At 69.6% G+C, this 23,812-nt stretch carries 22 protein-coding genes; 7 read left to right on the top strand and 15 right to left on the bottom strand.

What is annotated here, in order from left to right; all coding sequences use genetic code 11:
• Window positions 1-23: 23 nt before the first annotated feature.
• Window positions 24-1,391, top strand: a complete 1,368-nt coding sequence (locus tag H976_RS0100475) for an MFS transporter (protein ID WP_051275852.1) — start codon at window positions 24-26, stop codon at window positions 1,389-1,391.
• On the opposite strand, the gene H976_RS0100470 is transcribed toward H976_RS0100475, so the two are convergent.
• The 3 genes from H976_RS0100470 to larE form a co-directional block, all read right to left on the bottom strand.
• Window positions 1,367-2,002, bottom strand: a complete 636-nt coding sequence (locus tag H976_RS0100470; protein WP_027859921.1) for a hypothetical protein — start codon at window positions 2,000-2,002, stop codon at window positions 1,367-1,369. The genes H976_RS0100475 and H976_RS0100470 overlap by 25 nt on opposite strands.
• Before the next feature lie 16 nt (window positions 2,003-2,018).
• Entirely contained in the window at window positions 2,019-2,414 is a 396-nt protein-coding gene (locus tag H976_RS0100465) for a cold-shock protein (protein WP_027859920.1), read from the bottom strand.
• Between the two features lie 88 nt (window positions 2,415-2,502).
• Window positions 2,503-3,933 carry an ATP-dependent sacrificial sulfur transferase LarE gene (gene larE / locus H976_RS0100460; protein WP_231388750.1) on the bottom strand — a complete coding sequence of 477 codons (1,431 nt, stop codon included), beginning with the start codon at window positions 3,931-3,933 and terminating at the stop codon, window positions 2,503-2,505.
• A 652-nt stretch (window positions 3,934-4,585) separates the two neighbouring features.
• Between larE and H976_RS0100455 the strand changes: the two genes are divergently transcribed.
• Window positions 4,586-5,875 (top strand): HNH endonuclease signature motif containing protein, encoded by a 1,290-nt coding sequence (locus H976_RS0100455; protein WP_027859918.1) that lies wholly within the window; start codon window positions 4,586-4,588, stop codon window positions 5,873-5,875.
• Window positions 5,876-6,416: 541 nt separating this feature from the next.
• Window positions 6,417-7,214: a DinB family protein gene (locus H976_RS23780; RefSeq protein ID WP_051275850.1), complete on the top strand. Its 798-nt coding sequence runs from the start codon at window positions 6,417-6,419 to the stop codon at window positions 7,212-7,214.
• Here H976_RS23780 and H976_RS0100445 read toward each other — a convergent pair.
• From H976_RS0100445 to H976_RS0100410, 8 genes are all read right to left on the bottom strand, one after another.
• Window positions 7,147-8,346, bottom strand: coding sequence for an AGE family epimerase/isomerase (locus tag H976_RS0100445; protein WP_051275848.1), 1,200 nt, complete (start codon window positions 8,344-8,346; stop codon window positions 7,147-7,149). The two genes, H976_RS23780 and H976_RS0100445, sit on opposite strands and share 68 nt — an antisense overlap.
• Window positions 8,346-9,287, bottom strand: a complete 942-nt coding sequence (locus H976_RS0100440) for a glycoside hydrolase family 130 protein (RefSeq protein ID WP_027859916.1) — start codon at window positions 9,285-9,287, stop codon at window positions 8,346-8,348. The genes H976_RS0100445 and H976_RS0100440 overlap by 1 nt, the downstream gene beginning before the upstream one ends.
• A 25-nt stretch (window positions 9,288-9,312) precedes the next feature.
• Window positions 9,313-11,283 carry a hypothetical protein gene (locus H976_RS0100435; RefSeq protein ID WP_081682559.1) on the bottom strand — a complete coding sequence of 657 codons (1,971 nt, stop codon included), beginning with the start codon at window positions 11,281-11,283 and terminating at the stop codon, window positions 9,313-9,315.
• Window positions 11,284-11,285: 2 nt separating this feature from the next.
• Window positions 11,286-12,116 carry a carbohydrate ABC transporter permease gene (locus tag H976_RS0100430; protein ID WP_027859914.1) on the bottom strand — a complete coding sequence of 277 codons (831 nt, stop codon included), beginning with the start codon at window positions 12,114-12,116 and terminating at the stop codon, window positions 11,286-11,288.
• Window positions 12,116-13,003 carry a carbohydrate ABC transporter permease gene (locus H976_RS23775; RefSeq protein WP_081682558.1) on the bottom strand — a complete coding sequence of 296 codons (888 nt, stop codon included), beginning with the start codon at window positions 13,001-13,003 and terminating at the stop codon, window positions 12,116-12,118. Before H976_RS23775 ends, H976_RS0100430 begins: the two co-directional genes overlap by 1 nt.
• A 4-nt stretch (window positions 13,004-13,007) precedes the next feature.
• Window positions 13,008-14,291, bottom strand: a complete 1,284-nt coding sequence (locus tag H976_RS0100420) for an extracellular solute-binding protein (protein WP_027859913.1) — start codon at window positions 14,289-14,291, stop codon at window positions 13,008-13,010.
• Between the two features lie 7 nt (window positions 14,292-14,298).
• Window positions 14,299-15,321, bottom strand: coding sequence for a LacI family DNA-binding transcriptional regulator (locus H976_RS0100415; RefSeq protein ID WP_027859912.1), 1,023 nt, complete (start codon window positions 15,319-15,321; stop codon window positions 14,299-14,301).
• Window positions 15,322-15,387: 66 nt separating this feature from the next.
• Entirely contained in the window at window positions 15,388-16,836 is a 1,449-nt protein-coding gene (locus H976_RS0100410; protein WP_027859911.1) for an MFS transporter, read from the bottom strand.
• A 61-nt stretch (window positions 16,837-16,897) separates the two neighbouring features.
• On the opposite strand from H976_RS0100410, the gene H976_RS0100405 reads away from it, so the two are divergent.
• Entirely contained in the window at window positions 16,898-17,332 is a 435-nt protein-coding gene (locus H976_RS0100405; RefSeq protein ID WP_027859910.1) for a hypothetical protein, read from the top strand.
• Window positions 17,333-17,335: 3 nt separating this feature from the next.
• On the opposite strand, the gene H976_RS0100400 is transcribed toward H976_RS0100405, so the two are convergent.
• Genes H976_RS0100400 through H976_RS0100390 form a run of 3 tightly spaced genes read right to left on the bottom strand, consistent with a single transcriptional unit; the run spans window position 17,336 to window position 21,364 of the window.
• Window positions 17,336-18,988, bottom strand: a complete 1,653-nt coding sequence (locus tag H976_RS0100400) for a DUF885 family protein (RefSeq protein WP_051275846.1) — start codon at window positions 18,986-18,988, stop codon at window positions 17,336-17,338.
• Complete coding sequence (locus H976_RS0100395) at window positions 18,988-20,631, bottom strand: AMP-binding protein (protein WP_027859908.1); 1,644 nt, start codon at window positions 20,629-20,631, stop codon at window positions 18,988-18,990. The genes H976_RS0100400 and H976_RS0100395 overlap by 1 nt, the downstream gene beginning before the upstream one ends.
• A gap of 16 nt (window positions 20,632-20,647) precedes the next feature.
• A complete protein-coding gene (locus H976_RS0100390; RefSeq protein WP_027859907.1) occupies window positions 20,648-21,364 on the bottom strand; it encodes an SDR family NAD(P)-dependent oxidoreductase in 717 nt (238 codons plus the stop codon).
• Window positions 21,365-21,484: 120 nt separating this feature from the next.
• Between H976_RS0100390 and H976_RS23770 the strand changes: the two genes are divergently transcribed.
• Genes H976_RS23770 through H976_RS0100375 form a run of 3 tightly spaced genes read left to right on the top strand, consistent with a single transcriptional unit; the run spans window position 21,485 to window position 23,179 of the window.
• Complete coding sequence (locus tag H976_RS23770) at window positions 21,485-21,973, top strand: SigE family RNA polymerase sigma factor (protein WP_036224070.1); 489 nt, start codon at window positions 21,485-21,487, stop codon at window positions 21,971-21,973.
• A complete protein-coding gene (locus tag H976_RS0100380; RefSeq protein ID WP_027859906.1) occupies window positions 21,970-22,620 on the top strand; it encodes a hypothetical protein in 651 nt (216 codons plus the stop codon). The genes H976_RS23770 and H976_RS0100380 overlap by 4 nt, the downstream gene beginning before the upstream one ends.
• Before the next feature lie 10 nt (window positions 22,621-22,630).
• A complete protein-coding gene (locus H976_RS0100375) occupies window positions 22,631-23,179 on the top strand; it encodes a hypothetical protein (protein ID WP_027859905.1) in 549 nt (182 codons plus the stop codon).
• On the opposite strand, the gene H976_RS0100370 is transcribed toward H976_RS0100375, so the two are convergent.
• Window positions 23,176-23,811: a hypothetical protein gene (locus H976_RS0100370; protein WP_027859904.1), complete on the bottom strand. Its 636-nt coding sequence runs from the start codon at window positions 23,809-23,811 to the stop codon at window positions 23,176-23,178. The two genes, H976_RS0100375 and H976_RS0100370, sit on opposite strands and share 4 nt — an antisense overlap.
• Between the last annotated feature and the right edge of the window lies 1 nt (window position 23,812).

Raw genomic sequence — 23,812 nt, 5'->3', positions numbered from 1 at the left:
CACCGTGTTGGCAGGATGTGGACATGGAGGAGGAGACGGCCCAGGACTCCGGGCGGGGACGCCGCGTCGTGGGCGCCACCGGTCGCGGGATCAAGGGCGCCGCCTCGGCGACCGGCCGCGGTGCGTCGTACACCTTCCGCCAGGCGCGCCGCGCCTCGCACGCCGAGGGCGCCGGCGACTCCGGCCTCTACCGCCTGATCGAGCTGCACGCCTTCAACGCCGCGGGCGACGCGGCGGTGGCCATCTCGCTCGCGGGCACGCTCTTCTTCGCCTCGCCCGGGTCGGCGCGTGGCCAGGTCGCGCTCTTCCTGGGACTGACCATGCTGCCGTTCGCGGTGGTGGCTCCCCTGCTCGGCCCGTTCCTCGACCGGTTCAGCCACGGCCGCCGGTGGGCGATCGGCTCCACGATGGCGTTGCGGGCGTTCCTGTGCTGGCTGATGGCCGACGCGGTGGCGACCCAGTCGATCGCGATGTTCCCGACCGCGCTCGGGGTGCTGGTGGCGTCGAAGGCCTACGGCGTCACACGGGCCGCCACGGTCCCCCGCCTGAAACCGCAGGAACTCTCCCTGGTGAAGGCCAACAGCCGGATCTCGCTGGCCGGCGTGGTCGGCGCCGCGATCTCGGCGCCGCTCGCCGGCCTGGCGGCGACCTTCGGCTCGCAGTGGTCGCTGCGCTACGCCTTCGTGGTGTTCGCCGGTGCGACCATCCTCTCGATCCTGCTGCCGGCCAGGGCCGATGCGACCGAGGGCGAGCTGCCGGTCAGCCTGCGCGACGACCAGAAGAAGTTCCGGGTGCCCCCCGGCGTCGTCTTCGCGCTTCGCTGCAACGCCGGGCTGCGGCTCCTGTCCGGCTTCCTGACCATGTACATGGCCTTCCTGCTGCGGCAGTACCCGTTGCCCGGCTTCGAGCACCGCACCACCCTGCTGATGGGACTGGTCATCGGAGCCGCCGGCCTGGGCAACACGATCGGCATCGGACTCGGCTCGATGCTGCGCAAGATCACGCCCTCGGTCACGGTCGTGGTCGCGCTGCTCGCCGACGCTGCCGCGGCTGTTGTGGCGGCGGTGTTCTACGGGTTGATCCCGGCCATCGCGCTCGGCCTCACCGCGGGCGTCGCCGCGGCGATGGGCAAGATCTCGCTGGACGCGCTCGTGCAGCGCGACGTTCCCGAGCGCCACCGGACCTCGGCCTTCGCGCGCTCCGAGACCCTGCTCCAGCTGTCCTGGGTGATCGGCGGGTTCATCGGGATCGCGTTGCCCCTCAAGCTGGGCGACACCGTGGTGCCCGAGCTCGGGCTCGGCGTACTCGCCGCGATCATGGTGCTCTGGACGGTCTTCGTGCTGATCCGTCGGCCGAGCCAGACGGGTCAGGCCAGGCCGGCCGTCTCCTGACGTACGCCGGACCAGCGCTGGGCCACCGCCCCGGCGAGCAGGCCGGCCACGACCAGGACGAGGCCCTCGACCGCGTATTCGCGCAGCCAGTAGCCGTCCAGGAACAGGTCCACGTCGTCGACCACCCTGGCCAGCACCAGCTGGTAGATGCTGATCACCGCCGACAGCACCCCGACGAGCAGCCCTGCCACCGCACCGAGGAGCGGGGTGTCGACCGGCCGACGCCAAACGAGCAGATCGGCGGCCAGCAGGGCGCACGCCGCCACGACCGCGCCGCCGATGAGCGACATCCAGTCGTCGGGGCCCAGTGACACTCCCGCCCTGGTCAGGCTGAGCACCTCGGCCGCCATCATCGCCACGGCGCTCGCCACCGCGATGGACACCCCGACGAACGGTCGCCCCGAGATCACCACCGCCGCGAGCGCGAGGAGGTTCGGCACGCCCACGATGATCGCCCGCGCGAGCAGCATGCCCGAGATGCTGTCGATGCCCACGAACGCGTACGTGAGGTTGTGGTAGACGAACGGCGTCACTGCGGCGTACAGCACCGCCGCCACGGCACAGACCGTGATGACGGTACGGGCACGTTCGGTGAGCTCTCCCCGAGTCATGCAGGGAGAGTACGGCTCAGAGCTCGAGCTCGTCGGCCAATCCACGCAGCAGCTTGGCAGTGGGCTTCGCGGTCTTCGGGTCGGGATGACGTCCGGCCCGGTAGCCCTGCTCGACGCCCTCGAGGAGCCTGATCAGGTCCTCGACGATGCCGACCATGTCCTCGGGCTTCTTGCGCTGGGCGTTGCGTCGGTTCTGGGACACCGACGGCGGCGCGTCCAGCACCTGCACCTGGTGGGCCTGCTCGCCCTTGCGACCCGAGAGGATGCCGAACTCGACGCGGGTGCCGGCCTTGAGGGTGGTGACTCCCTGGGGCAGCGAGGACGAGCGGACGTAGACGTCGTCCCCGTCCTCACGTGAGAGGAAGCCGAATCCCTTCTCGGCGTCGTACCACTTGACCTTTCCGGTTGGCACCGTCCTGGCCTTTCTCTCGGTCGAATTCTGCGGCTTTCGGCAGCGAGAGCACAGCGTACGCGGTCGACGGAAACGCGCGCCAACGAGTTCAGCGGTAGTGCTCCGGGTCGTCGAGGAGCTCGTTCATCGACCCCGAACGGAAGCCGAGCGGATCCACCTCGACGCCGTCGAAGCCGGCGTCGCGCACGACGGACTTCATCTCCTCGGCCGCCTCGATGAGTCCCCGGTCGACCTCGATCCGGGCCTGGTCGCCCAGGTCACGGACCCGCAGGTTTCCGACCCGGTGACCGGCATCGCTCAGGGCCGTGCGCAGGGCCGCCTCGGCGCGCTCGACGCGGGCCAGACGAGCGGGGGTGATCTCGATGCCGTAGGCGACCCGTGAGCTCAGGCAGGCCGCCGCGGGCTTGTCCCACGTCGGCAGGCCCCAGTCGCGCGACGCCGTACGGATCTGGTCCTTGGTCAGCCCGACGTCCTGGAGCGGCGTGACGGCTCCCCGGTCGGCGGCCGCGGCGATCCCCGGACGGAAGCCGGCGCGCGCGTCGTCGGCGTTGGTCCCGGTGGCGACGGCGTCGTACCCGTGCGCCTCGGCGAGGGGTCCGAGCACGTCGAGCAGCTCGGCCTTGCAGAACGCGCACCGGTCGCCGTCATTGGCGCGGTAGCCCTCGCGCTCCATCTCCGACGTACGCGGCGTCAGCACCTCGACGCCGAGGGACTCGGCGAACTCCTGGGCAGGCCCACGCTCGGCCGCGGGTAGTGAGGCGGAGTACGCCGTGGCAGCCGCGACGTTCTCGGCCCCCAACGCGCGCACCGCGGCCGCGAGCAGGAACGCGCTGTCGGCTCCCCCGCTGAACGCGACCATCAGCCGCCCGTGCCGCTCGAGCCGCTGCTCGAGCTCGGTCAGCCGGTGCTCCAGCAGATGGCCGTCCAGCCAGGCCGGGAACTCGTCCAGGTCGGCCAGCACGACGTCGGTGCCGGCCTCCTCGAGCTGTTCGCGGGTGCTGCCGCCGGTCAGCACGGAGACGCTCGTGATCCCAGCCGCCCGCGCACCCTCGACGTCGTGCACGTGGTCGCCGACGTAGATGTCGGCGTCGTGGCGCCTCAGCACCTCGCCCTTGCCGGTCCCCCACACCCGTCCCTCGACGACGTCGACGTCCAGGCCGAGGTGGTCGACGTGCAGCTGTGCGTTGGGCGTGTGCTTGCCGGTGACCAGCACGATCCGCCCGTGGTGGCGTCGTACGGCAGCCAGCGCCGCGGCCACCCCGGGAAACGCCGGCGTCGGCGTGACAGCCGTGTCGGGGTAGATCTCGCGGAACCGCTCGACCGCCGGCACGATCTGCTCGGCCGGCAGGTGCGGCTCGAGCAACAGGTCGAGCGGCGGCCCGAGGTTGGCCGTCATCTCTGCGGTCGGGAACTCCACCCCCAGCTCGGCCCCCAGCACATCCAGCGTCGCCGCAAACCCCACCACCGTGTCGATCAGGGTCATGTCGAGATCGAACCCGACCACCAGCTGACCACTCACAGGATCCAGCCTACGTGGGCCGTTCGGGCCCGGCGGACAAGGTGGTCGAGCAGCGAGCGAAGCGAGCGGATAGTCGAGACCACTCGGGGCTGGTCGGCCGGTCTGGGTCAACGAGAGTCGTGGTTTCCGTGGGCGTGGGGTTGCGGTGGCGTCCCGACGCCTCTGTGCGCCTTCCGGCGGCGGGGGTTCAGATCCTGTGGTTGCGGTCGCTGGGTTCGGGAAGTGGGTCCGTCACGGTTTGCTTGGCATTCGGTGGTTGAGGAGCGAGCGCCAGCGAGCGTCTCGAAACCACCCGCTCCCGCATCGGCCGCGAGGGACAAGGTGGTCGAGCAGCGAGCGGAGCGAGCGGATAGTCGAGACCACTCGGGGCTGGTCGGCCGGTCTGGGTCAACGAGAGTCGTGGTTTCCGTGGGCGTGGGGTTGCGGTGGCGTCCCGACGCCTCTGTTCGGCTTCCGGCGGCGGGGGTTCAGATCCTGTGGTTGCGGCGGTCAGGGTTCTTGCAGCGGGTCCGTCGCGGTTTGCTTGGTGTTCGGTGGTTGAGGAGCGAGCGCCAGCGAGCGTCTCGAAACCACTGATCGAGGTGTCAGAGGAGTTCTCCACATCTTCGAATCTGTTATCGAAACTGTCGGTGCCGACGTCTAGAGTTTCTTCATGGACACCACCACCACTCTCACCGCAGCCGAGGTGATCGACCGTGTCCAGGCAGCCCGCGCGCTGGCCCACCAGTGTGAAGTCGAACAGCTCTACATGGCGATCCACTGGGCACTTCTGCACCCCTGTCGTGATGAGTTCCCGGCGGGCTGGGAAGACGACCGCGGCCTTTTCTCCGCGGGTGCTCCCTTGGCAGGGCCGGGTGCGCCGCTGGTCGACGAGTTCGCGCCGGCGTCCTTTGCTGCTGCCCTCGGCATCTCCCTGGAGGCCGCCAAGCAGCACATCGCGGACGCCCTCGAACTCACGTACCGACTCCCTCGGCTCTGGGAGCTCGTGCTCGACGGTCAGGTCCCGGTGTGGCGAGCCCGGGCGATCTCCCGGGAGACCCACGACCTCTCACCAGAGGCCGTGGCGTTCGCCGACCGGCTGATCAGCGCCACGCCCTCGAAGATCGGACTGGTCGACGCCGCCCGCCTCGTCCAGGAGGCACGGCTGTACTTCGACCCCGACCGGGCTGTGGCGGACGAGGAGGAGGAGCTCGCTCGTCGCGGAGTGTGGATCCGCCACCGCGGCAACCCCGCCACCACCGACGTGGTGATGACCCTCGACACCCCCGACGCATTGTTGTTCGACCAGACCGTCGGCCGGATCGCCGGCGAACTCAGGAGCCTCGGCGACAGCGACCAACTAGATGTGAGGCGGGCCCGGGCCGTCGGGATCCTGGCCGACCCCCAGTACGCCCTGGACCTGCTATCCGGACGCGACGCAGTACCCAGCGTTGGCACCGGTCTCGGTGCGGTGAACCTCTACGTGCACCTCGACCCCGACCAACCAGGTGCAGTGTCGATCGAGAAGCTCGGTGCCGCCACCGACCAGCTCCTCACCGACTGGCTCACCAGGTATGCAGCCGCCGCCGGCGGCAAGGTCATCGTCCGGCCCGTCCTCGACCTGAGCTCGACCCAGGCGGTCGACCAGCACGACCCACCATCAGCGATGCGAGAGCTCTGCACCCTGCGCGACGCCTACTGCGTCTTCCCCGGCTGCATCCGCGACTCCAGGGCTTGCGACCTCGACCACATCACCGCCTACATCCCCATGTCCGAGGGCGGACCGCCGGGTCAGACGAACCCGCTGAATCTTGCGCCGTTGTGCAGGACGCATCACCGGATGAAGACCTTCACCGCCTGGGACTACAAACGTCTCGAGGACGGCACCCACATCTGGACCAGCCCCACCGGACACCAGTACGAAGTCCCACCCATCAGCCGCCGCCCACCCCGAAGAACCTGAAGCCCCCACCACCCCGGCCCACCCCAGCCGGGGGCACAGCCATGCCTTCAGACGAAAACCCACCTCACCCGGCAGCCGCAACCACAGGATCTCGAGCCAAACGACCGCAAGCCGACCAAAGGCACCGGGACGCCACCGCAACCACCGCGGACATCGACCGCGTACCCCGTCAACCCGCATCCCCGACCAGCCCCGAGCGCGCCCGGAAGCCCCACCAACGAAACCTGCGCCCGGGTGACCGCGGACCCTCGCCACCGCTGCCGCAGAACAGACCAGTGGTTTCGAGACGCTCGCTCCTCAACCACCGACCAACAGTGACGGACCCTCTCTCCGAAACCCGACCACCGCAACCACAGGACCTGTTCCCAGGCGACCGCAAGCCGACCGAAGGCGTCGGGACGCCACCGCAACCCGAGCGGACGTCGACCACGTACCCCGTCAACCCGCATCCCCCGACCAGACCGAGCAGGCACGGAAGCAACACCAACAAACCCACGCCCATACAACGGGACCTGTCACCCCCGTGGTCGAAGATGCGGGCATGGCAACTTTCACTGGGGCTGACGCACTGCGGGGCGCGGAGTTCGTCGATGCGGACCTGCGGGGGGCGAGGTTCGTCAGGGCCGACCTGTCCGGGGTGGTGATGCGCGCGGTCGAGGTGTCGGGGACCGACATCGATGCGCCGTGGCTCTCGGAGGGCGAGGGACTGGTCGTCAACGGCGTCGACGTGGGTCCGTTCGTCGAGGCGGAGCTCAACCGGCGGTTCCCCGGGCGCGCGGACAGGCGGGCCGGTGATCCCGACGGTCTGCGTGCGGCGTGGGCCAGGCTCGAGCAGACCTGGGCGGCGACCCTCGAGCGGGCGGCGGCGATGCCGGCGGGCACGGTCGAGGTGTCGGTGGACGGCGAGTGGTCGTTCTCGCAGACATTGCGTCATCTGGTGATGGCGACCGACACGTGGCTGAGGCGAGCAGTGCTGGGGGTCGAGCAGCCGTACCACCCGCTCGGCCAACCGCATGCCGAGTACGAGACCGACGGCTACGACCTGGCCGTCTTCACCACCGAGACCCCGGCGTACGACGACGTGCTGGGGGCCCGGGCCGATCGGGTGGCGATGGTCCACGACTACCTGGCCACCGTCACGGCCGAGGTGCTGGCCGAGCCACGACCCCACGCGTGGGCTCCCGACCACCCGGTGACGACCTTGGCGTGCCTGCACGTGATCCTCAACGAGGAGTGGGAGCACCTGCGCTACGCCGTGCGCGACCTCGAGGCTATCGAGGCCGGATCCCGTCAGCCAGCGCCCGGGCCAGCGTCGGAGAGAGCGGAAGCCGGGGAATGAGCGTGGCCTGGTAGGCGTGATAGGTGTCCGGCTTGCCTTCCCAGGTCGAGCTGCTGGGGGTCAGGTCGGGAGTGAGCTCGTGGTGCCAGGAGCCGTGCTCGCGATCGACGAAACAGGTCTCGATGTGCTGCCACCAGGTCGCGTACCAGTCGGCGTACGACGATTCACCGGTCACCGCGTGCAGGGCGGCCGCGGTGGCGGTGCCCTCGGCGACGACCCAGTGCATCCGCTCGCGTACGACGGGGCGGCCCGACCAGTCGACGGTGTAGACGAACCCGTCGGCGCCGTCGACTGCCCAGCCCTCCCGGACAGCGGCGTCGAACAGCGCGACCGTGTCGGTGAGCAACCAGGCCGGGGCGTCCGTGCCGAGACCGGCACGGAGATGCAGCGCCAGCCGTCCCCACTCCAGCCAGTGGCCGATGGTGGCGCCGTAGGGACGGAAGGGGTGCGCGGGCTGGTCGGCGTTGTACTCCAGCTGCGGCGTCCACGTCGCATCGAAGTGCTCCGGGATCCGCCAGTGGTTGGACGCGGCGAGGTCGTGGATGACACGCGTGGTGATCCGCAGGGCCCGCTCGCGCAAGGAGGCGTCGTCGAGCACGTCGGCCGCCGACAACAGTGCCTCGACCGTGTGCATGTTGGCGTTCACGCCGCGATAGGGGTCCAGCGTCGTCCACGTCTCGTCCCACTGCTCGACGACCATCCCGAACTCCTCGTCCCAGAAGTGGTCGAGCAGCACGGTCAACGCCTCGTCGAGCAGCTCGCGGGCACCGGGACGGTCGGCAGCGGTGGCACTGGCGGCGGCGAGTACGACGAACGCGTGCTCGTAGGCCGTCTTGTCCGTCGTGACCGGACCGTCGGGACCGACCTGCGCCCACCAGCCGCCGTTGACCCCGTCGCGGAACCGGCCCCGCAGGGCGGCCACCCCGTGGTCGACCAGCGACGCGCAGTCGGGCCGTCCGAGCAGGTGCCCGAGCGCGTAGACGTGGGTCATCCGGCAGGTGATCCACAGCTCGACCGGGCGGTCGGTCTCGACCTCGCCCTCGGAGGAGAGCCACCCGAAGCCACCCTCGGGGAGGCGGGAGGCGCGGCCGAAGTCGAGCAGCCGGTCACCTTCTTCGGCGAGGTCGAGCATCAGTACGTCTCGCCGACCCGGTACGTCGCGACGCCGAGCGTCGAGTCGCTCTGGCCGTAGTAGGCGAACCAGGTGTCCTGGAAGTGCACCAGGCCCTCGACGAAGGTCACGTTCGAGACCAGTCCGTGCTGGTCCTCGCGGGTGGTCGGCTCCAGCCAGGGACGGTTCATCTGCGCCAGGATCTCGGTCGGTCGCGCGGGGTCGAAGAGCAGCTGACCACAGGTGTAGCGCACGGTGCCGTCCTCAAACTTCACAGCAGCATTGTGCAGCAACAGGATGAGCCCGTTGTTGATGATGATCGGCTGCGGCCCGACCTCGACCAGGAACTCACCGAACGTCCCCGGCGGCGTGGGCACCATCAGCGGCTCGTCCTGGGGGCCCGGCTCCCAGTGGATCAGGTCGTCGGACCAGGCGTGGTAGATCGAGCCCTCGCCGAAGTACATCAGCCAGCGGCCGTTGACCTTGCGGTCCAGGATCGCGCCGGCCTTGCTCCACGGCGTCGGGACGTCGGCAGCGTTCGGCTCGAAGGTGTTGAAGTCCGGAAACAGCGGGCCGTGCTTCTCCCAGGTGAACAGGTCGGTCGAGGTGGCCAGGCACAGCTGGGCGTTGGTGCCGTCGTAGGCCGTGTAGGTCAGGTAGTAGGTGCCGTCGATCTCGGTGACGCGGGGGTCCTCGCAGCCGTGGCGCTCGTAGTTCTCGGTCGGCGAGAGCACCGGCTCGGTATGCCGCTCGAAGTGGAGGCCGTCGTCGCTGGTCGCCAGCCCGACGTGGCTGACGATGTCGTCGGCGTGGGCGCGGTAGAGCAGCACCACCTTCCCGTCCTTGACGACCGCCGCCGGGTTGTAGACGCTCCCGGACTCCCAGCCGTCGCCCTGCGGGGTGAGGATCGGGTTCTCGGCGTACGGCGTGAACGGGCCGAGCGGAAATTCTGCGTGCGGCATGGGAAGCCTTTCTGTGGGAAGGGGGTCAGCGGCGGACGATCGTGACGCCGCCGGGAGCGACGGTCACGGGTACGTCGGAGGCAGCGCTCGTGGTGTGGCCGAGCAGGCGACCGGTGCCGTCGTAGGACCACACCTCGGCCCGGCCGCTGCCGGGTACCTCGACCGTCGTACGTGAGGTCGAGGTGGCTGCACTGCGCAGCAGGGCGGTGCCGTGCCCGTGCCCGCCGAGGACCAGCCGGGAGACGAGCGGCTGCACCATGACGGCGTCGAGCCGCGCGGTGCCGCCCCTGGTCGAGGCGGTGAGCGTCGGGGCCGAGGTCGGCGTCGGGAGCGTCACCGGCAGCAGCGCGCCGGGGGCCGGCGAGTCGCCCTGGGGTCCGATGGCGCCGGAACGCACCGAGCCGAGCCCGCGACCCGCGACGAACGACGTGACCGCCCGCGACGACGGCTGCAGCTCGACCACCGGGATGACCAGCGACGCCGGGTGGGGCCCGAGGTCGAACGTCGCGGTGCTGCCGGCCGGCATCGAGGCATAGCCGGTGCCGCCGTACTGCGCCTCGCCGGTCCAGGCCGACTCGGGCTTGACGGCAGTGGCGCCGCCGGACAGCTGGGCGTCCTCGGCCTGCACGTAGGAGGTGCCGACCTGCTCCTGCAGGTCGGACGTCTGCGCGATCCGTCGTACGGCGGGGTGGGCGTCCAGGGCGAGCATGGTGAGCAGGCCGTGGATGGTCGACTCCGCGCCGGAGTTGTGGTTGACCGTGCCGTCGGCGGCGATGCCGTCGATGGTGACACCCGTGGCGGGGTCGTACGCCGGCTGGCCGGACGCGTTGGCACCGAAGAACCAGGCAGCCGTGATCCCGGCCATGCGGTCGGCCCCGCCACCCGTGGCGATCAGCGACTGGACGCGCGAGTCCACGCCGTAGGCGATCTGGGTGCCGTCGGCCCGGGTCGGGAACCGGCCGTTGTCGGGGCCGCCCGAGGTCAGCAGCCACGGGTCGAAGGTGAACGAGTCACGTGCCGCTGCCGCCCGCGCGGCCCGGTCCCCCGTCGCGGCCGCGGAGGCGGCCAGCGCCGCCGGCATCTGCGAGGCCCAGGCGTGCCAGTGCGACAGCGACTGGTTCCACGGCTGGACGGCACCGAACGGCCACGTCCGGGCGTTGCCGGCGGACATCTCGGTGATCCCGCGCGTGAGCTGGGTGAGCACCGTTCGTTCCTTGCCGCCACCGCCGGCCCGCACGTAGGCCGCGAGTCCGAGGACAGCCTCGGCCGAGGCGTCGGCGCCGTTGGCGATCAACCAGGCCGGCATCCGCCGACCGTCGATGTTCAGGTGCTGTCCGTAGGCGTCGAGGACCTGCCGGTCGATCGCTCCGGTGGCCAGGTCGAGCCGGGTGCGCAGGAACCGCGCAAAGGCAGGATCGGTGCGCTCGAACGCGGCGTACCCCTCCCCCAGCGCCCAGACCGTGCGGGCCAGCCAGTACGACGCGTCGCTGTCCGACGGGTCGGGCTGCTCGACCGGATCAGCGCTCGGGTGCAGGGTGCCGTCGGGCTGCATCCAGAGGACGACGTTGCCGCGGTGGGCACCGGTCGTGGTCTGCAGGTAGGTCAGTCCGCGCAACATCTCGTACGCCGCGTGCCGGCTCGAGGCGGCACCGGTCAGCTTCCAGTGGCGCAGGTACACGACAGCAGCCCGGGCCATGTCGTCGGCGTTGAACGCCCCCTGGCCATAGGTGTCGTGAGTGGCGTCGTACGTGCCCCCGCCGACGCGCTTGAAGGAGCCGTCGTCCTGTCGGTCGGCATAGGTCCAGAGGGTGCCGACCGAGGGGTCCTGGGCGAGCCGGTACGTCGTGTGGCCGGTCTGCTGGGGAGGCGTGACCCGGTCCCCGAGGAAGTCGAGGTGGGCGAGGTTGGTGAGCGGTGTGGGTTCGGCCGCTCCTGCTCCTCCGACCGGAGCCAGCACGACGCCGGCGAGGACAAGTGCGATGAGACTGCGGAGCATGGTCATCCCTTCACCCCACTGCTGAGCTCGGCGCCGGTGAACCGCTTCTGGAACACCACGAAGAGGGCGACGGCGGGTGCAGCGAGCACCACGGCCCCGGCGAGGATCGCGCCATAGGGGTTGGAGGCGCGTCCGGCGATGTTGCTGATGTAGTTGGCGAGCGTGACCGCCAGCGGTTGCAGGCTCTGGTCCTTGGTCACCAGGAACGGCCACAGGAACTCGTTCCAGGGCCCGATGAAGGTCAGCAAGGTGGCGGTGAGGATGGCCGGGCGCACCAGGGGCAGGGCGATGGACCACAGGATCCGCAGCTCGCTCGCCCCGTCCAGTGCCGCCGCGGCGAAGAGATCCTCGGGCAGCTGCAGGAAGAACTGCCGGAACACGAACACCGCGGTCGAGTTGATCGCGAACGGCGCGATCATCCCCAGGTAGCTGTCGGCCAGCCCGTAGCTGCGCACGATCATCACGTAGATCGGGATGATCAGCAGCTGGAACGGGATGATCTGCACGAGCAGCATCACCGCGAACAGCGCGCCGCGACCGCGGAACTTCAGCCGGGCCAACGCATACCCGGCGAGTACGCCGAACACGACCGTCCCGAGCAGCACGCCGCCGGTGAACACCACCGAGTTGAACAGCGACTGCGCCAAGTCGACGCGACTGTTGATCTCGCTGTAGTTGTGCAGCGTGAGTCCGCCGGTCGGGAACGCGCCCTTGACGGTGGTGTCGGGCTTCTCCTGCAGGGAGCCGATCACCATGTAGTAGAAGGGGAAGAGGAACACGAAGGCACCGAGGAACAGTGCGGCCGTGCTCCAGATGCGGCGTTGCTTCACCATCAGTCACGCTCCAGGAAACGTCGTTGGACGAGTGCGATCACGAGCACCAGGGCGACGAGGATCACGCCGATGGCCGAGGCGGTGTCGGGGTTCCCCTGCTCGATGCCCTTCTGGTACATCACGAACACCGGTGACGCGGAGGCGCCGTCGGGGCCGCCACCGTTGGTGAGCAGGTAGGGCTCGGTGAACAGGTTGGCGCCGGTGATCGTGGCGAGGATGACCACCAGGCTGGTGGCCGAGCGGACCCCCGGCACCGTCACGTTCATGAACGACCGGAAACGTCCGGCCCCGTCGATCGAGGCCGCCTCGTAGAGGTCCTTGGAGACCCCCTGCAGCGCCGCCAGGTAGAGCAGGATGAAGAACCCCATCTGCTTCCAGGTCACGAACAGCGCGATCACCGGCATCGCGAGGTGGCTGTTGACCAGCCACGACGGCGACGGCGCCAGCGGCCCCAGCACCTGGTTGACCAGGCCGCCGGAGCTGAACAGGAACAGCCAGACGCCGACCAGCGCGACACTCGCCGTCACGTAGGGCACGTAGTAGGAGACCCGCAGGAAGGTGCGGGCCCGCACGATCGAGTTCAGCCCGGTCGCCAGCACCAGCGACAGCACCACCGTGAGCGGCACGTTGATCACCAGGAAGATCGCGACGTTGAGGAACGCACGCTGCACGTCGGGGTCGGAGAGCACCGTCTGGTAGTTCTCCAGCCCGACGAACGGGCGGTCCACCTGCGCGCCCGGGGCGGCGAAGAAGTAGTCGTGGAAGCTGATCCAGACCGCCAGCCCCAGGGGGTAGGCGAACACCAACGCGAGGAAGAGCGCGTACGGCGCCGCGAACACCGTCCCCAGGGGCTGGCGGCCGAAGACCTTCGTGAGCACTGGCCTCACGCCGTCAGGACTGACCGGCGAGCTCGTCGGCCTTGTCGGCTGCGGCCTTGATGGCCTCGTCGACCGAGGTCTTGCCGAAGATCACCGAGGAGGAGAAGTTGTCGCGGATCTCCTGCCAGATCTCCACCGAGTTGGGCACGTTCGGCACCTCGACGGTGCGTGATGCCTGGTCGGCGAAGGCCTTGTAGTCCGGGTTCTTGGCGAAGTAGTCGGCGTACGTCGTCGGCAGGTCGCTGCGGATCGGCATCTGGCCGGTCGTCTCGAGCAGCTTGCCGTCCTGCTCCTTGCTGGTGGCGAACTTGAGCACGTCCCAGGCCGTCTTCTGGTTCTTGCACGCCGAGTAGAGCGCGATGTTCTTGGCGTCGGTGAAGGTGTGGATCTCGCTGGGGTCCATCCCCTCCTTGGTCGGCACCGGGACCGCGCCCCAGTTGACCTTGCCCTTGTAGACGGCGATGGCCCACGGACCCACGACCGCCATCGCGGCCTTCTTGTCGGCGAACGAGTCCCCGTCGTACTTCTCCTGCGGGGTGTAGCCGTCCTTGTACATCTGGGCCCAGAAGTTCCAGACGTCCTTGCCGGCCTCGTCGTTGAAGGTGGCCTTGCCGTCCTCGATGGTCTGCTTGCCACCGGACTCGGCGGCGTACAGCGGGTAGAAGTCGAACCAGGACTGGAAGAACTCGCTCGACGGCGCCGGGGCGATCGCGGCCGGAGCGGCCTTGCTGTCGACGATCTTCTTGCTGGTGGCCAGGAACTGGTCGTAGGTCTTCAGCGGCGGGTTGTCGACGTCGAGCCCGGCCTTCTTGAACATGTCCTTGTTGTAGAAGATCATCACCGGGTTCTGCTTCCACGGGATCTGGTAGTACTTCCCGTCCGGCGACTGGTACTGCTCGGCGGAGTCACCCGAGCGCTGCTCGATGTAGTCCTTGGCCCCCTTGAAGTCGTCGAGGGCGACGAGGCCGCCCTGCTTCTCGAACTGGGGTACGGCGGCCGGGCTGGTGTTGAAGACCAGGCACGGCGCGTTGCCGGCGGTGATCGCGGCGCCGATCACCTCTTCGGAGGTCTTGCCGGCCGGGATCTCCTGCGCCGACACCTTTTGATCGGAGTGCGCGTCGTTCCACTCCTTCACCATCGCCTTGCCCCAGGCGATCTCCTCGGGGTTGTTGGAGAGCCAGACCTTGATCGGGCCGGTCGAGCTCTCGGCCTTGCCCGAGTCACCGCCGCTCCCGCAGGCGGCGGTGACGCCCAGGGCGAGGACGGCGAGCGAGGTGGTGACGAGATGGCGTTTCATGGTGCTCCTATCGGCGAGGTGTTGGTCCGGTCGACGAGCGCACGACCAGGCGTGCGGCGGGCAGATCGGCGGGCGTTGGCTCCTCCAGGTCGATCAGCTGGAGGAGCCGGGTGGCGGCCGCACGTCCCCAGGCCACGACGTCGGTGTGCACCGAGGTCAGGGACGGCTGGAGGTGTGCGGAGATCTCGACGTCGTCGAACCCGGTGACCGACAGGTCACCCGGCACCGAGACGCCGCGTGCGAGGGCCAGCGAGAGTCCGGCCATGGCCATCAGGTCGTTGGCGAAGACGACGGCAGTCGGCGGCACCGCCTGGTCGAGCAGCACGCCCATCGCGCGGGCGCCCGACTCGGCCGAGAAGTCCGCCTCGACGCAGGTGCCCTCGGGCAGCCCGGCATCAGCGAGGGTCTGGCTCCAGGCGCGGCGGCGGGACCGGCCGTGCACCATCTCCAGCGGACCGGCGACGTGGGCGATGTCGCGATGACCCAGTGCGATGAGGTGCTCGACGGCGGCCCGGATGCCGGGCGCGTCGTCCACGCCCAGGCCCGACTGTCGCTCTCGCGGCTGCTCCCCCAGCTCGGGTCCGATCAGGACGGCCGGCAGGCCGAGCTCCTCGAGCAGTGCCGGTCGCGCGTCGTCGACCCGCAGGTCGGTGACGAAGACGCCGTCGACCCGACCCTCCTGCACCAGCCGGCGGTACGCCGGGTGGTCGGCCTGCTCGGCGACCTGGAGCAGCAGGGCGTGGCCACGCGGCGACAGGGCGGCCTCGAGACCGGCGATGAACGAGGGGAAGAACGCGTCGGCGCGCAGGATCTCGGGGGGCCGGGCGATCACCAGCCCGACGGCGAGGGCCTTGGAGACCGACAGCGCCCGGGCCCGCGGGCTCGGCGCCCAGCCCAGCTGCTCGGCGGTCTCGAGGATGCGGCGGCGGGTGTCCGGGGAGATACCCGGACGACCGTTGAGGGCGAAGGAGACGGCACCCTTGGACACACCCGCGGCAGTCGCCACGTCGTTGATCGTCGGCCGTCCCATACCGACCGACTAAACCGGTTTAGTTCCGATGTGTCAACCGTCACGTCGTACGGCGGGCGCGACTCCTCAGGCCTCCTGGGCGGTCAGCGGGGTCGCGATGTTCTCCAGCGACTCGCCCTCGGCCTTGACGCCGAGCACCGCCTCGACCAGGCCTCCGGCGACCATCAGGGCCGCTCCGATGAAGTAGCCGATCGCGATCGCGGTGATGTCCTTGTCCGCGGAGGCGTTGTCGATCAGCTTTCCGAACAGCAGGGGGCCGGTGATGCCGCCGACCGCGGTCCCGATGGCGTAGAAGAACGCGATGCACAGGGCCCGGGTCTCCATCGGGAAGACCTCACTGGCCGTCAGGTACGCCGCGCTCGCCCCGGCCGAGGCGAAGAAGAAGATCACTGCGCCGAACACCGTCAGCGAGACGGCATCCAGGTCGCCGAGCACGATGCCTGCGGCCGCGAGCAGCACCCCGGAGAGGATGTAGGTACCGCTGATCATCTTCACCCGGCCCACCCGGTCGAACAGCGGCGAGAGCAGCAGGGCGCCGGCGAAGTTGCTCACCGCGAAGATGGCGAGGTACCAGCCGGTCTGCTTGACGTCGAAGAACGTGGACAGGGTGTCGCCGTAGGTGAAGAAGAAGGCGTTGTAGAGGAAGGCCTGGCCGACGAACAACGAGAAGCACAAGACGGTGCGCTTCGGGTAGAGCGCGAAGACGGTGCGGGCGATCTCCACCATCCCGATCGAGCGCCGCTGGCGGATCGTGATCGTCTCCTCCACCGGGTCCAGCGGCGAGCCGGTCTCGTCGCTGACGGTCTGCTCGATGTCGCGGACGATCTCCTCCCCCTCGTCCTCGCGACCGTGGATGAACAGCCACCGGGGGCTCTCCGGCACGTTGCGTCGCACGATCAGGATGCCGACAGCCAGCACCGCCCCGAGCCCGAAGGCGATCCGCCATCCCCAGGCGGGATTGACGATGTTGGGGTCGAGCAAAGGGATGGTGAGCAGCGACCCGGCGGCGGCGCCGACCCAGAACGAGCCGTTGATCGCCACGTCGACCCGTCCGCGGAAGGCCGCCGGGATCAGCTCGTCGATGGCAGAGTTGATCGCGGCGTACTCCCCGCCGATGCCGGTGCCGGTGAGGAAGCGCGCCGCGAAGTACCACGTCGGGTTCATCGAGAAGGCCGTCAGCACCGTCGCCACGGTGTAGACGCCGAGGGTCACCAGGAACAGCTTCTTGCGGCCGAACCGGTCGGTGAGCTGGCCGAAGAACAGCGCGCCGATGCACGCGCCGGCGACGTACGCCGCTCCGGCGAAGCCGATCTGGGAGCTGTTCATCCCGAGCCCGGTGCTGGCGGGCTTCAGCGCGTCGCTCATCGAGCCGACGATGGTCACCTCGAGCCCGTCGAGGATCCACACCGTGCCGAGCCCGATCACGACCAGCCAGTGCCACCGAGCCCACGGCAACCGGTCGAGCCGGGCCGGGATGTCGGTGGTGATGCGTCCTGTCTCGACTGTCTCTGCCACGTCCGACCTCGTACCCCGGGCCTTCGGGGGCAAACACAGGGTGCGCGTCTAGGCTCCGGGTGTGCTGATCACCAACCACGTCGTCGCCGGTGCGGTGATCGGGGCCGTCGTCCGTCGACCGGCGTACGCGTTCGGGATCGGGGTGACCTCCCACGCCGTGATGGACGCCCTGCCGCACTGGGGCCATCCCGACTACTCGGTCTTCATCAAGGTCGCCGTCGTGGACGGGCTGTTCGGCCTGGCCACGATGGCGACCCTCGCCCGCGCCGCCGGACCGGAGCGCCGCGCGGCCGTGGTCGCAGGCATGCTCGGCGCCTGCCTGCCGGACGCCGACAAGCCGAGCACGCTGTTCTTCGGGCGCTCACCCTTCCCGGCGTGGGTCGACGAGGTCCACAAGCGCATCCAGAACGAGGCCCACGAGCGGATGCCGTTCGAGGCGATCGGCGGCGTCGTCGGCTCCTTCGCGGCGCGCGCGCTGCTGCGTCGCCTCGCCTAGCTCCTAGGCCAGCTTGGCCCGGACCACGTCGTCGAGGACGCCGAGCGGCAACGAGCCCGAGTCGAGCACCGCGCTGTGGAACCTCTTCACCTGGAAGGCGTCGCCCTGGCGCTGCTCGGCCTCGGCGCGCATCCGCTGGATCTCCAGCCGGCCGACCATGTACGACGTCGCCTGCCCCGGCGAGACGATGTAGCGGTCGACCTCCGGGCGTACGACGCCCTCGGCCAGCGGTGAGTTCGCCACCATGTACTCGACCGCCCGCTCCCGGCTCCAGCCCAGCGCGTGCAGCCCGGTGTCGACGACCAGCCGGCAGGCCCGCATCGAGTCGGCGGAGAACATCCCCATCCGGTCGACCGAGGAGCTGTACAGCCCCATCTCGTCTGAGAGGCGTTCGGTGTAGAGCCCCCAGCCCTCGGCGTACGCCGAGTTGTGGATGTGCTTGCGGAACTCAGGGACGTCCTCGAGCTCGCTGGCGATCGCGATCTGGAGGTGGTGGCCCGGGATGCCCTCGTGGAAGGCCATCGCCTCGAGCTCGAAGGTGCCCCACGCGGTCGGGTCGGCGATGTTGACGAAGAAGGTGCCGCCACGGCTGCCGTCGCTCGCCGGCGGGAAGTAGAACGCCTTCGCGCCGGTCATCGTCGACTGCACGGCACACGGCGCCTGCGGGAGCACCTCGAACCACTCCGGCATCGCGGCCCACGCGCGCGCCATCGCCACCTCGGAGGCCTCGACCAGCTGCTCGCCGTTCTCGAAGTGCAGCTTGGGGTCGGTCCGCATCGCCTCGAAGATCTCGCCGAGGTCGTCGGTGCCGACCACCTCGGGACCGAGGCTGCGGTACTCGTCGGCCAGCTTGGCGATCTGGGCCAGCCCGATGTCGTGGATCTCCTGGGCGGTCTTCGTGGTCGTCGTGTAGAGCCGCAGCGTGGCGGCGTACGCCTCCTCGCCGTCCGGCAGCCAGCTCAGGCCGCACTGCTCGTCGCTGCGGCCCTGGGGCAGCACCAGGTCGCGGAGCACGTCGCGGTACTCAGCCATCCCGGGACGTACGTCGGACTCGATCGCCTCGCGCAGGCCGGCCTTCCACCCGTCGACGTCCATCCCGGTAGGAGGAGGCGTGGTGTTCAGGAGGGGGTCGTCGGCCACCGGCGAGGAGAGGATGGCGTCCAGCTGGGCGATGGTGTCGCGCACGGCGAACGCCGCCGGGAACCTCCGAGCCGCCACGCCCTCGCGCTGCCGCTCGGCCAGCTCGCGGTAGTAACGCCCGAGCCCGCGGAACTTGTCGACCAGGGCGTTCGCGACGTCCGCGTCGGGGAACGCGAGCATGCCCATCAGGATCGGCATCGAGACCTGCTCACCGAAGATCGGGTCGGCCGCCAGCTCCTTGAGCCGGGCCTCGGCGATGTCGGCCCGGGCGGTGGCGTCGGAGGCGACCACGGCGCGGGTGATCCGCTGCTGCTCGTCCAGACCGGTCTCGTCGAGCTCCTCAGCCCGCTGCGCGAAGGCGCGCAGGGCCGCGATCTCGGCGTCCTCGGCCGCTCGGGTGGCCTCCTCGAACTCCCCGGCCCGGCCGTACTCACCCAGCAGGTGGGCACTCGTGGGGTTGGTCTGGAGGTAGTAGGCCCAGTACTCCTCGGCCAGGACGTCGATCTCCGCGCTCATCATCGCTCCTTCGTGTCGCCGTCATCGGGTTCGAGACCGAGCTTCAGCGTGGTCTCCTCGCGCATCTGCACCTTGCGGATCTTGCCAGTCACGGTCATCGGGAACTCGTCGACGAGCAAGACGTAGCGCGGAATCTTGTAGTGGGCCAGCTTGCCGGTCGCGAAGGCGCGCACCTTCTCGGCGTCCAGCGGGTCGGCACCCTGGCGCAGCTTGACCCAGGCGGCCAGCTCCTCGCCGTACTTCTCGTCCGGGACCCCGATCACCTGCACGTCCTCGATGTCGGGGTGGGTGTAGAGGAACTCCTCGATCTCGCGGGGATAGATGTTCTCCCCACCCCGGATGACCATGTCCTTGATGCGGCCGACGATGTTGCAGTAGCCGTCCTCGCGCATCTCGGCGAGGTCGCCGGTGTGCATCCAACCGTCGGAGTCGATGGCTTCGTCGGTCTTCTCATGGTCGTCCCAGTAGCCGATCATCACCGAGTAGCCGCGCGTGCACAGCTCGCCCGGCTCACCGCGTTCGACGGTCTCGCCGGAGACCGGGTTGACGACCTTGATCTCGACGTGCGGATGCACCCGCCCGATGGTGGCCGTACGACGGTCGAGGTCGTCGTCGGCCCGGGTCTGGGTCGAGACCGGCGAGGTCTCGGTCATCCCGTAGGCGATCGACACCTCGGCCATGTGCATGTCGTTGACGCAGTGCTTCATCACCTCGACCGGGCAGATCGACCCGGCCATGCACCCCGTGCGCAGCGAGGTCAGGTCGTGGTCGGCGAAGGACGGGTGGTTCTGCATCGCGATGAACATCGTCGGGACGCCGTACAGCGCGGTGCACTTCTCCTCCGCGACCGCTCGCAGGGTCGTCTCAGGATCGAACCCGGGAGCCGGGATGACCATCGTCGCGCCGTGCGTCGTACAGCCGAGGTTGCCCATCACCATCCCGAAGCAGTGGTAGAAGGGCACCGGGATGCAGAGCCGGTCCTCGTGCGTGAAGTTGATCGTCTCGGTGACGAAGAAGCCGTTGTTGAGGATGTTGCGATGGCTCAGGGTGGCGCCCTTGGGGTAGCCGGTGGTGCCGCTCGTGTACTGGATGTTGATCGGGTCGCTGGGCTCGAGGCTGGCCAGGCGCGTGGCCACGGCGTCCTGGGGCAGGCGCTCCCCCTCGGCCAGCAGCGCGTCCCAGTCGGAGGTGCCGATGTAGACGACCCGCTCGAGGTCGGGGTTGCGGTCCTCGGTCTCCTCGACCATCGAGCGGTAGTCGCTGGTCTTGAACGACTCGGCGCTGATCAGCATCCGCAGTCCCGACTGGTTGACCGCGTAGGAGAACTCGTGGGTGCGGTAGGACGGGTTGACGTTGACCAGGATGGCGCCGATCTTGGCGCTGGCGTACTGCGCGATCGTCCACTCGGCGCAGTTGGGCGACCAGACGCCGACCCGGTCGCCCTTCTCGATGCCGGCACCCATCAGGCCACGGGCGAGGGCGTTCACGTCCCGGTCCAGCTCGGCGTAGGTCCATCGTCGTGCGGTGGCGAACTCGACGAGTGCCTCGTTCTCGCCGTACGACGCAACGGTGCGCTCGAAGTTGGCCCCGATGGTCTCCTCGATCAGGGGCGGTTCGGTCTCTCCGCGGGCATAGGACTCCATGGACCGAACCTATGGCTCAGCCCATGCCTCCGTCGACGGCGAGGACGGCACCGGTCACGAACTTCGCCTCCTGCGAGGACAGGTAGCGGATGGCCGCAGCGATCTCGGCCGGTGCGATGGTGCCCGAGAGCATCATCATCAGCCGGTCGGCGACCCGGGTGTCGAGGTCGTCGGTGAGCTTCTCGAACACCTCGGCGACGATCGGGGTGTCGACCGTCCCGGGACAGATCGCGTTCACCCGGATGCCCTCGGGCGAGAGCTCCAGGGCGAGCGAGCGGGTGAGCATGGTCAGGCCGCCCTTGGCCGCGGAGTAGGCCGTCGTGTACGGCTGGGGCACCCGACCGGCCACCGAGGACACGTTCACGATGTTGCCCGTGGCGGCCCGGATGAACGGCAGGGCGGCCTGCATCACCAGGAACGGCCCCTTGAGGTCGACGGCGTGCACCCGGTCCCACTCGGCCTCGGTGATGGTCTCGAACCGGCCGAACTGCACGACCCCGGCGACGTTGGCCAGCACGTCGATGCGCCCGCCTGCGGAGCAGACCTCGATGGCGGCCTCGACGGAGCCGCGATCGCCGACGTTGCACTCGACGTAGGTCACGCCGTCGGGGACAGTCGGGGCGATGTCGAGGCCGAAGACGGTCTCGCCCATCTCGACGAACATGGCCGCCGTGGCGTGACCGATGCCGGAGGCGGCACCGGTCACGACGACGACGCGTGGTTGCTGGCTCATGGCTGGACGCTACCAGCGAACTAGAACACGTTCTAGACGGAAGAGTTTTGGGGGCCGGGGCAACCCTTCGGCTCCGCCGGCACGTCGATCATGGTGAGGACCACCGACGAGGGAGGCAGCGTGCACGACGAGTTCGAGCGTTTCGTCGAGGCGTCGGGACCCCGGCTGCTGACCACCGCGGGGCTGCTCACGCGGGAGCGACAGCTGGCCGAGGACCTGCTCCAGGTCACCCTGCTCAAGACCTGGAGCGCCTGGCCGCGCATCACCACCAGCCCGGAGGCCTATGCGCGCCGCACGATGGTGAACACCTACGTGAGCTGGTGGCGGCGCCGGTGGAACAACGAGGAACCCAGCGAGGAGCTTCCGGAGGCACCGACCGAGCATCCCGACACCGACCGGAACCTCGACCTGCGGTCAGCGCTCGCGCGACTTCCACGACGGCAACGGGCGGTCATCGTGCTGCGCTACTACGAGGACCTCACCGAGGCAGCGGTCGCCGAGCTGATGGGGGTCTCCGTCGGGACCGTGAAGAGCCAGACCAGCAAGGCGCTCAGCCGGCTCGGGATCGACCCGGCGCTGGGCGCCGAGGCGATGGAGGTGTCCCGATGAGGATCGATGACCTCACCCGCGAGCTGCAGGCCCAGGCCGAGGAGACCCGTTCGTGGCCGATGCCGGCAGCACCCTCACCCGTACGCATCCGGCACCACCGGCGTCAGGCCGTGCTCGTGCTGGTCAGTGCCGTCGCCGTGGCAGCCATCGTCGGGCTCCCCCAGCTGCTCGACCGGGACACCACCTCCGGGCTGCCGGCCACGGGCCGCCCATCGGCGGCGTCGAGCCCGACGACCGTCCCGCAGTGGCACGAGTGGACCGCCCTTCGGTGTCCGTCGCGCACGCGCCACACGTGTGCGGTGCCGTGGATCCTCCAGGTGCATGCCGGGAGATACTCCTCCGGCACGGGTGCGCGCCAGCCCGTCGTCGAGGGGACGGTCACCAGCCGGGACCTGAAGGTACGCCTCCACGGCCCGCCCCGTGGACGACTCGTGCTGGTAGGCGCCATCCGCCCGGGTCCGCACTCGCGGCTGATGGCGCGGATCGGCGACGCGGATCCGGTCCGGGTGGAGGAACACCTCGCCCTCCTCTGGCTGCCGCGCTCCCGCGGACCCATCGACGTGTGGGTGACCGAGGAAGGCGTACCGGCCCACCAGGAGTCGCTCGTCATCGAGGAGTACCGACCCGTCGAGAACACCGGGGGGTGACACTGGGGGTGTGGACGAGTACGGCGCGATGCGAGCGCTCGCCGCGGTGGGAGCCTCGGTGGTGGCGGTGCTCGCCACGCTGACCCTCCCCCATGCGCTCTCGGCTCAGGGCCGAGGTGGGCCCACCGTGCCCCAGCCCCCGAATCCGGTGCACACGCCTGACGCTCCCGGCACCCGCACCTGGCAGCAGCTCGAGTGCCCTCGGCACGCCAACGACGGTTGTGCCGCGCCCACCAGGATCGACCACGCCGGCCTGATGCTCCGCAGCGTCGACGGCCGGCGCGTCGTCTGGCGCGACGAACCGGGCGCCGTCGCGTCGCTCCAGATGACGGTCCCGCGCTCGAAGGCGACACGCTGGGTGCTGGTCGGGGCGAGGTACACCGGTGGGGCAGCACACCTGGTCGTCATGATCGGGCAGCAGTACCCGGTGTCCATCCCGCCGGACCGGCTGAGCCTGTTCGCGTTGCGCGGTCACGGCCCGGTGACCGTCAAGGTCGCGGACCTCGGCAAGCCGTTCGGAGGCGAGGTCCTCCGCATCGAGGAGTACGTCGAACGCTAGTCCGCAGGGACCACTCGGTCGAAGTAGCCCGTGATGTCCTCGTCGCTCCACTGCCGCGACTCGCGCAGGCCGTCGGCGAGCATCGCGAGGTAGGCCGAGGACGGCTCGTTGTGCTCGACGTGGTCGAGGCCGTGGGGAGCCGTGAACAGCAGCATCGGCACCCCCTCGAGCCGGCCCACCTCCACCAACGTCTCGTAGTGCCCGGGTCCGACATGGTGCCGGCCGCCGTCGATGCCGTCCACCACCACCTCGACGAGCGGGTCGCCCGGCTGGGGGATGCGGTACATCTCCTGGGCGGCGATGTCGGCGAACTGGTGAGCGGTGATCAGGTAGGCCCGGGCCGCGGTGGGTCCGCCCTCGCCGTCGTGGTCGTAGAACGCCACCCCACCGTGCCACTGGCGCGAGTCGCCGGCGAAGTACACCGCACCGGGCAGGTCGACCGGGACGCTGCGCCGTGGCGGTGTGGAGTCGTGCGCACCCGGGTTGGCGGCCTTGCCACCCGGTGGGATCCCTCCCTCGAGGTAGGCGGTCAGGCGCGCCTGCGACATGTTCGAGCCGTAGCTGACGTACCAGACGTCGCCCTCGCGGGGCAGTGGCTGCGCGGGCGGCTCGTCGCTGTCCTCGGTCGACATC

The sequence above is a fragment of the Marmoricola sp. URHB0036 genome (genome assembly GCF_000426045.1).
GTDB lineage: Bacteria > Actinomycetota > Actinomycetes > Propionibacteriales > Nocardioidaceae > Marmoricola.
Note: the sequence above shows the minus strand (reverse complement) of the source record. Positions and strands in the feature narration are given on the sequence as shown.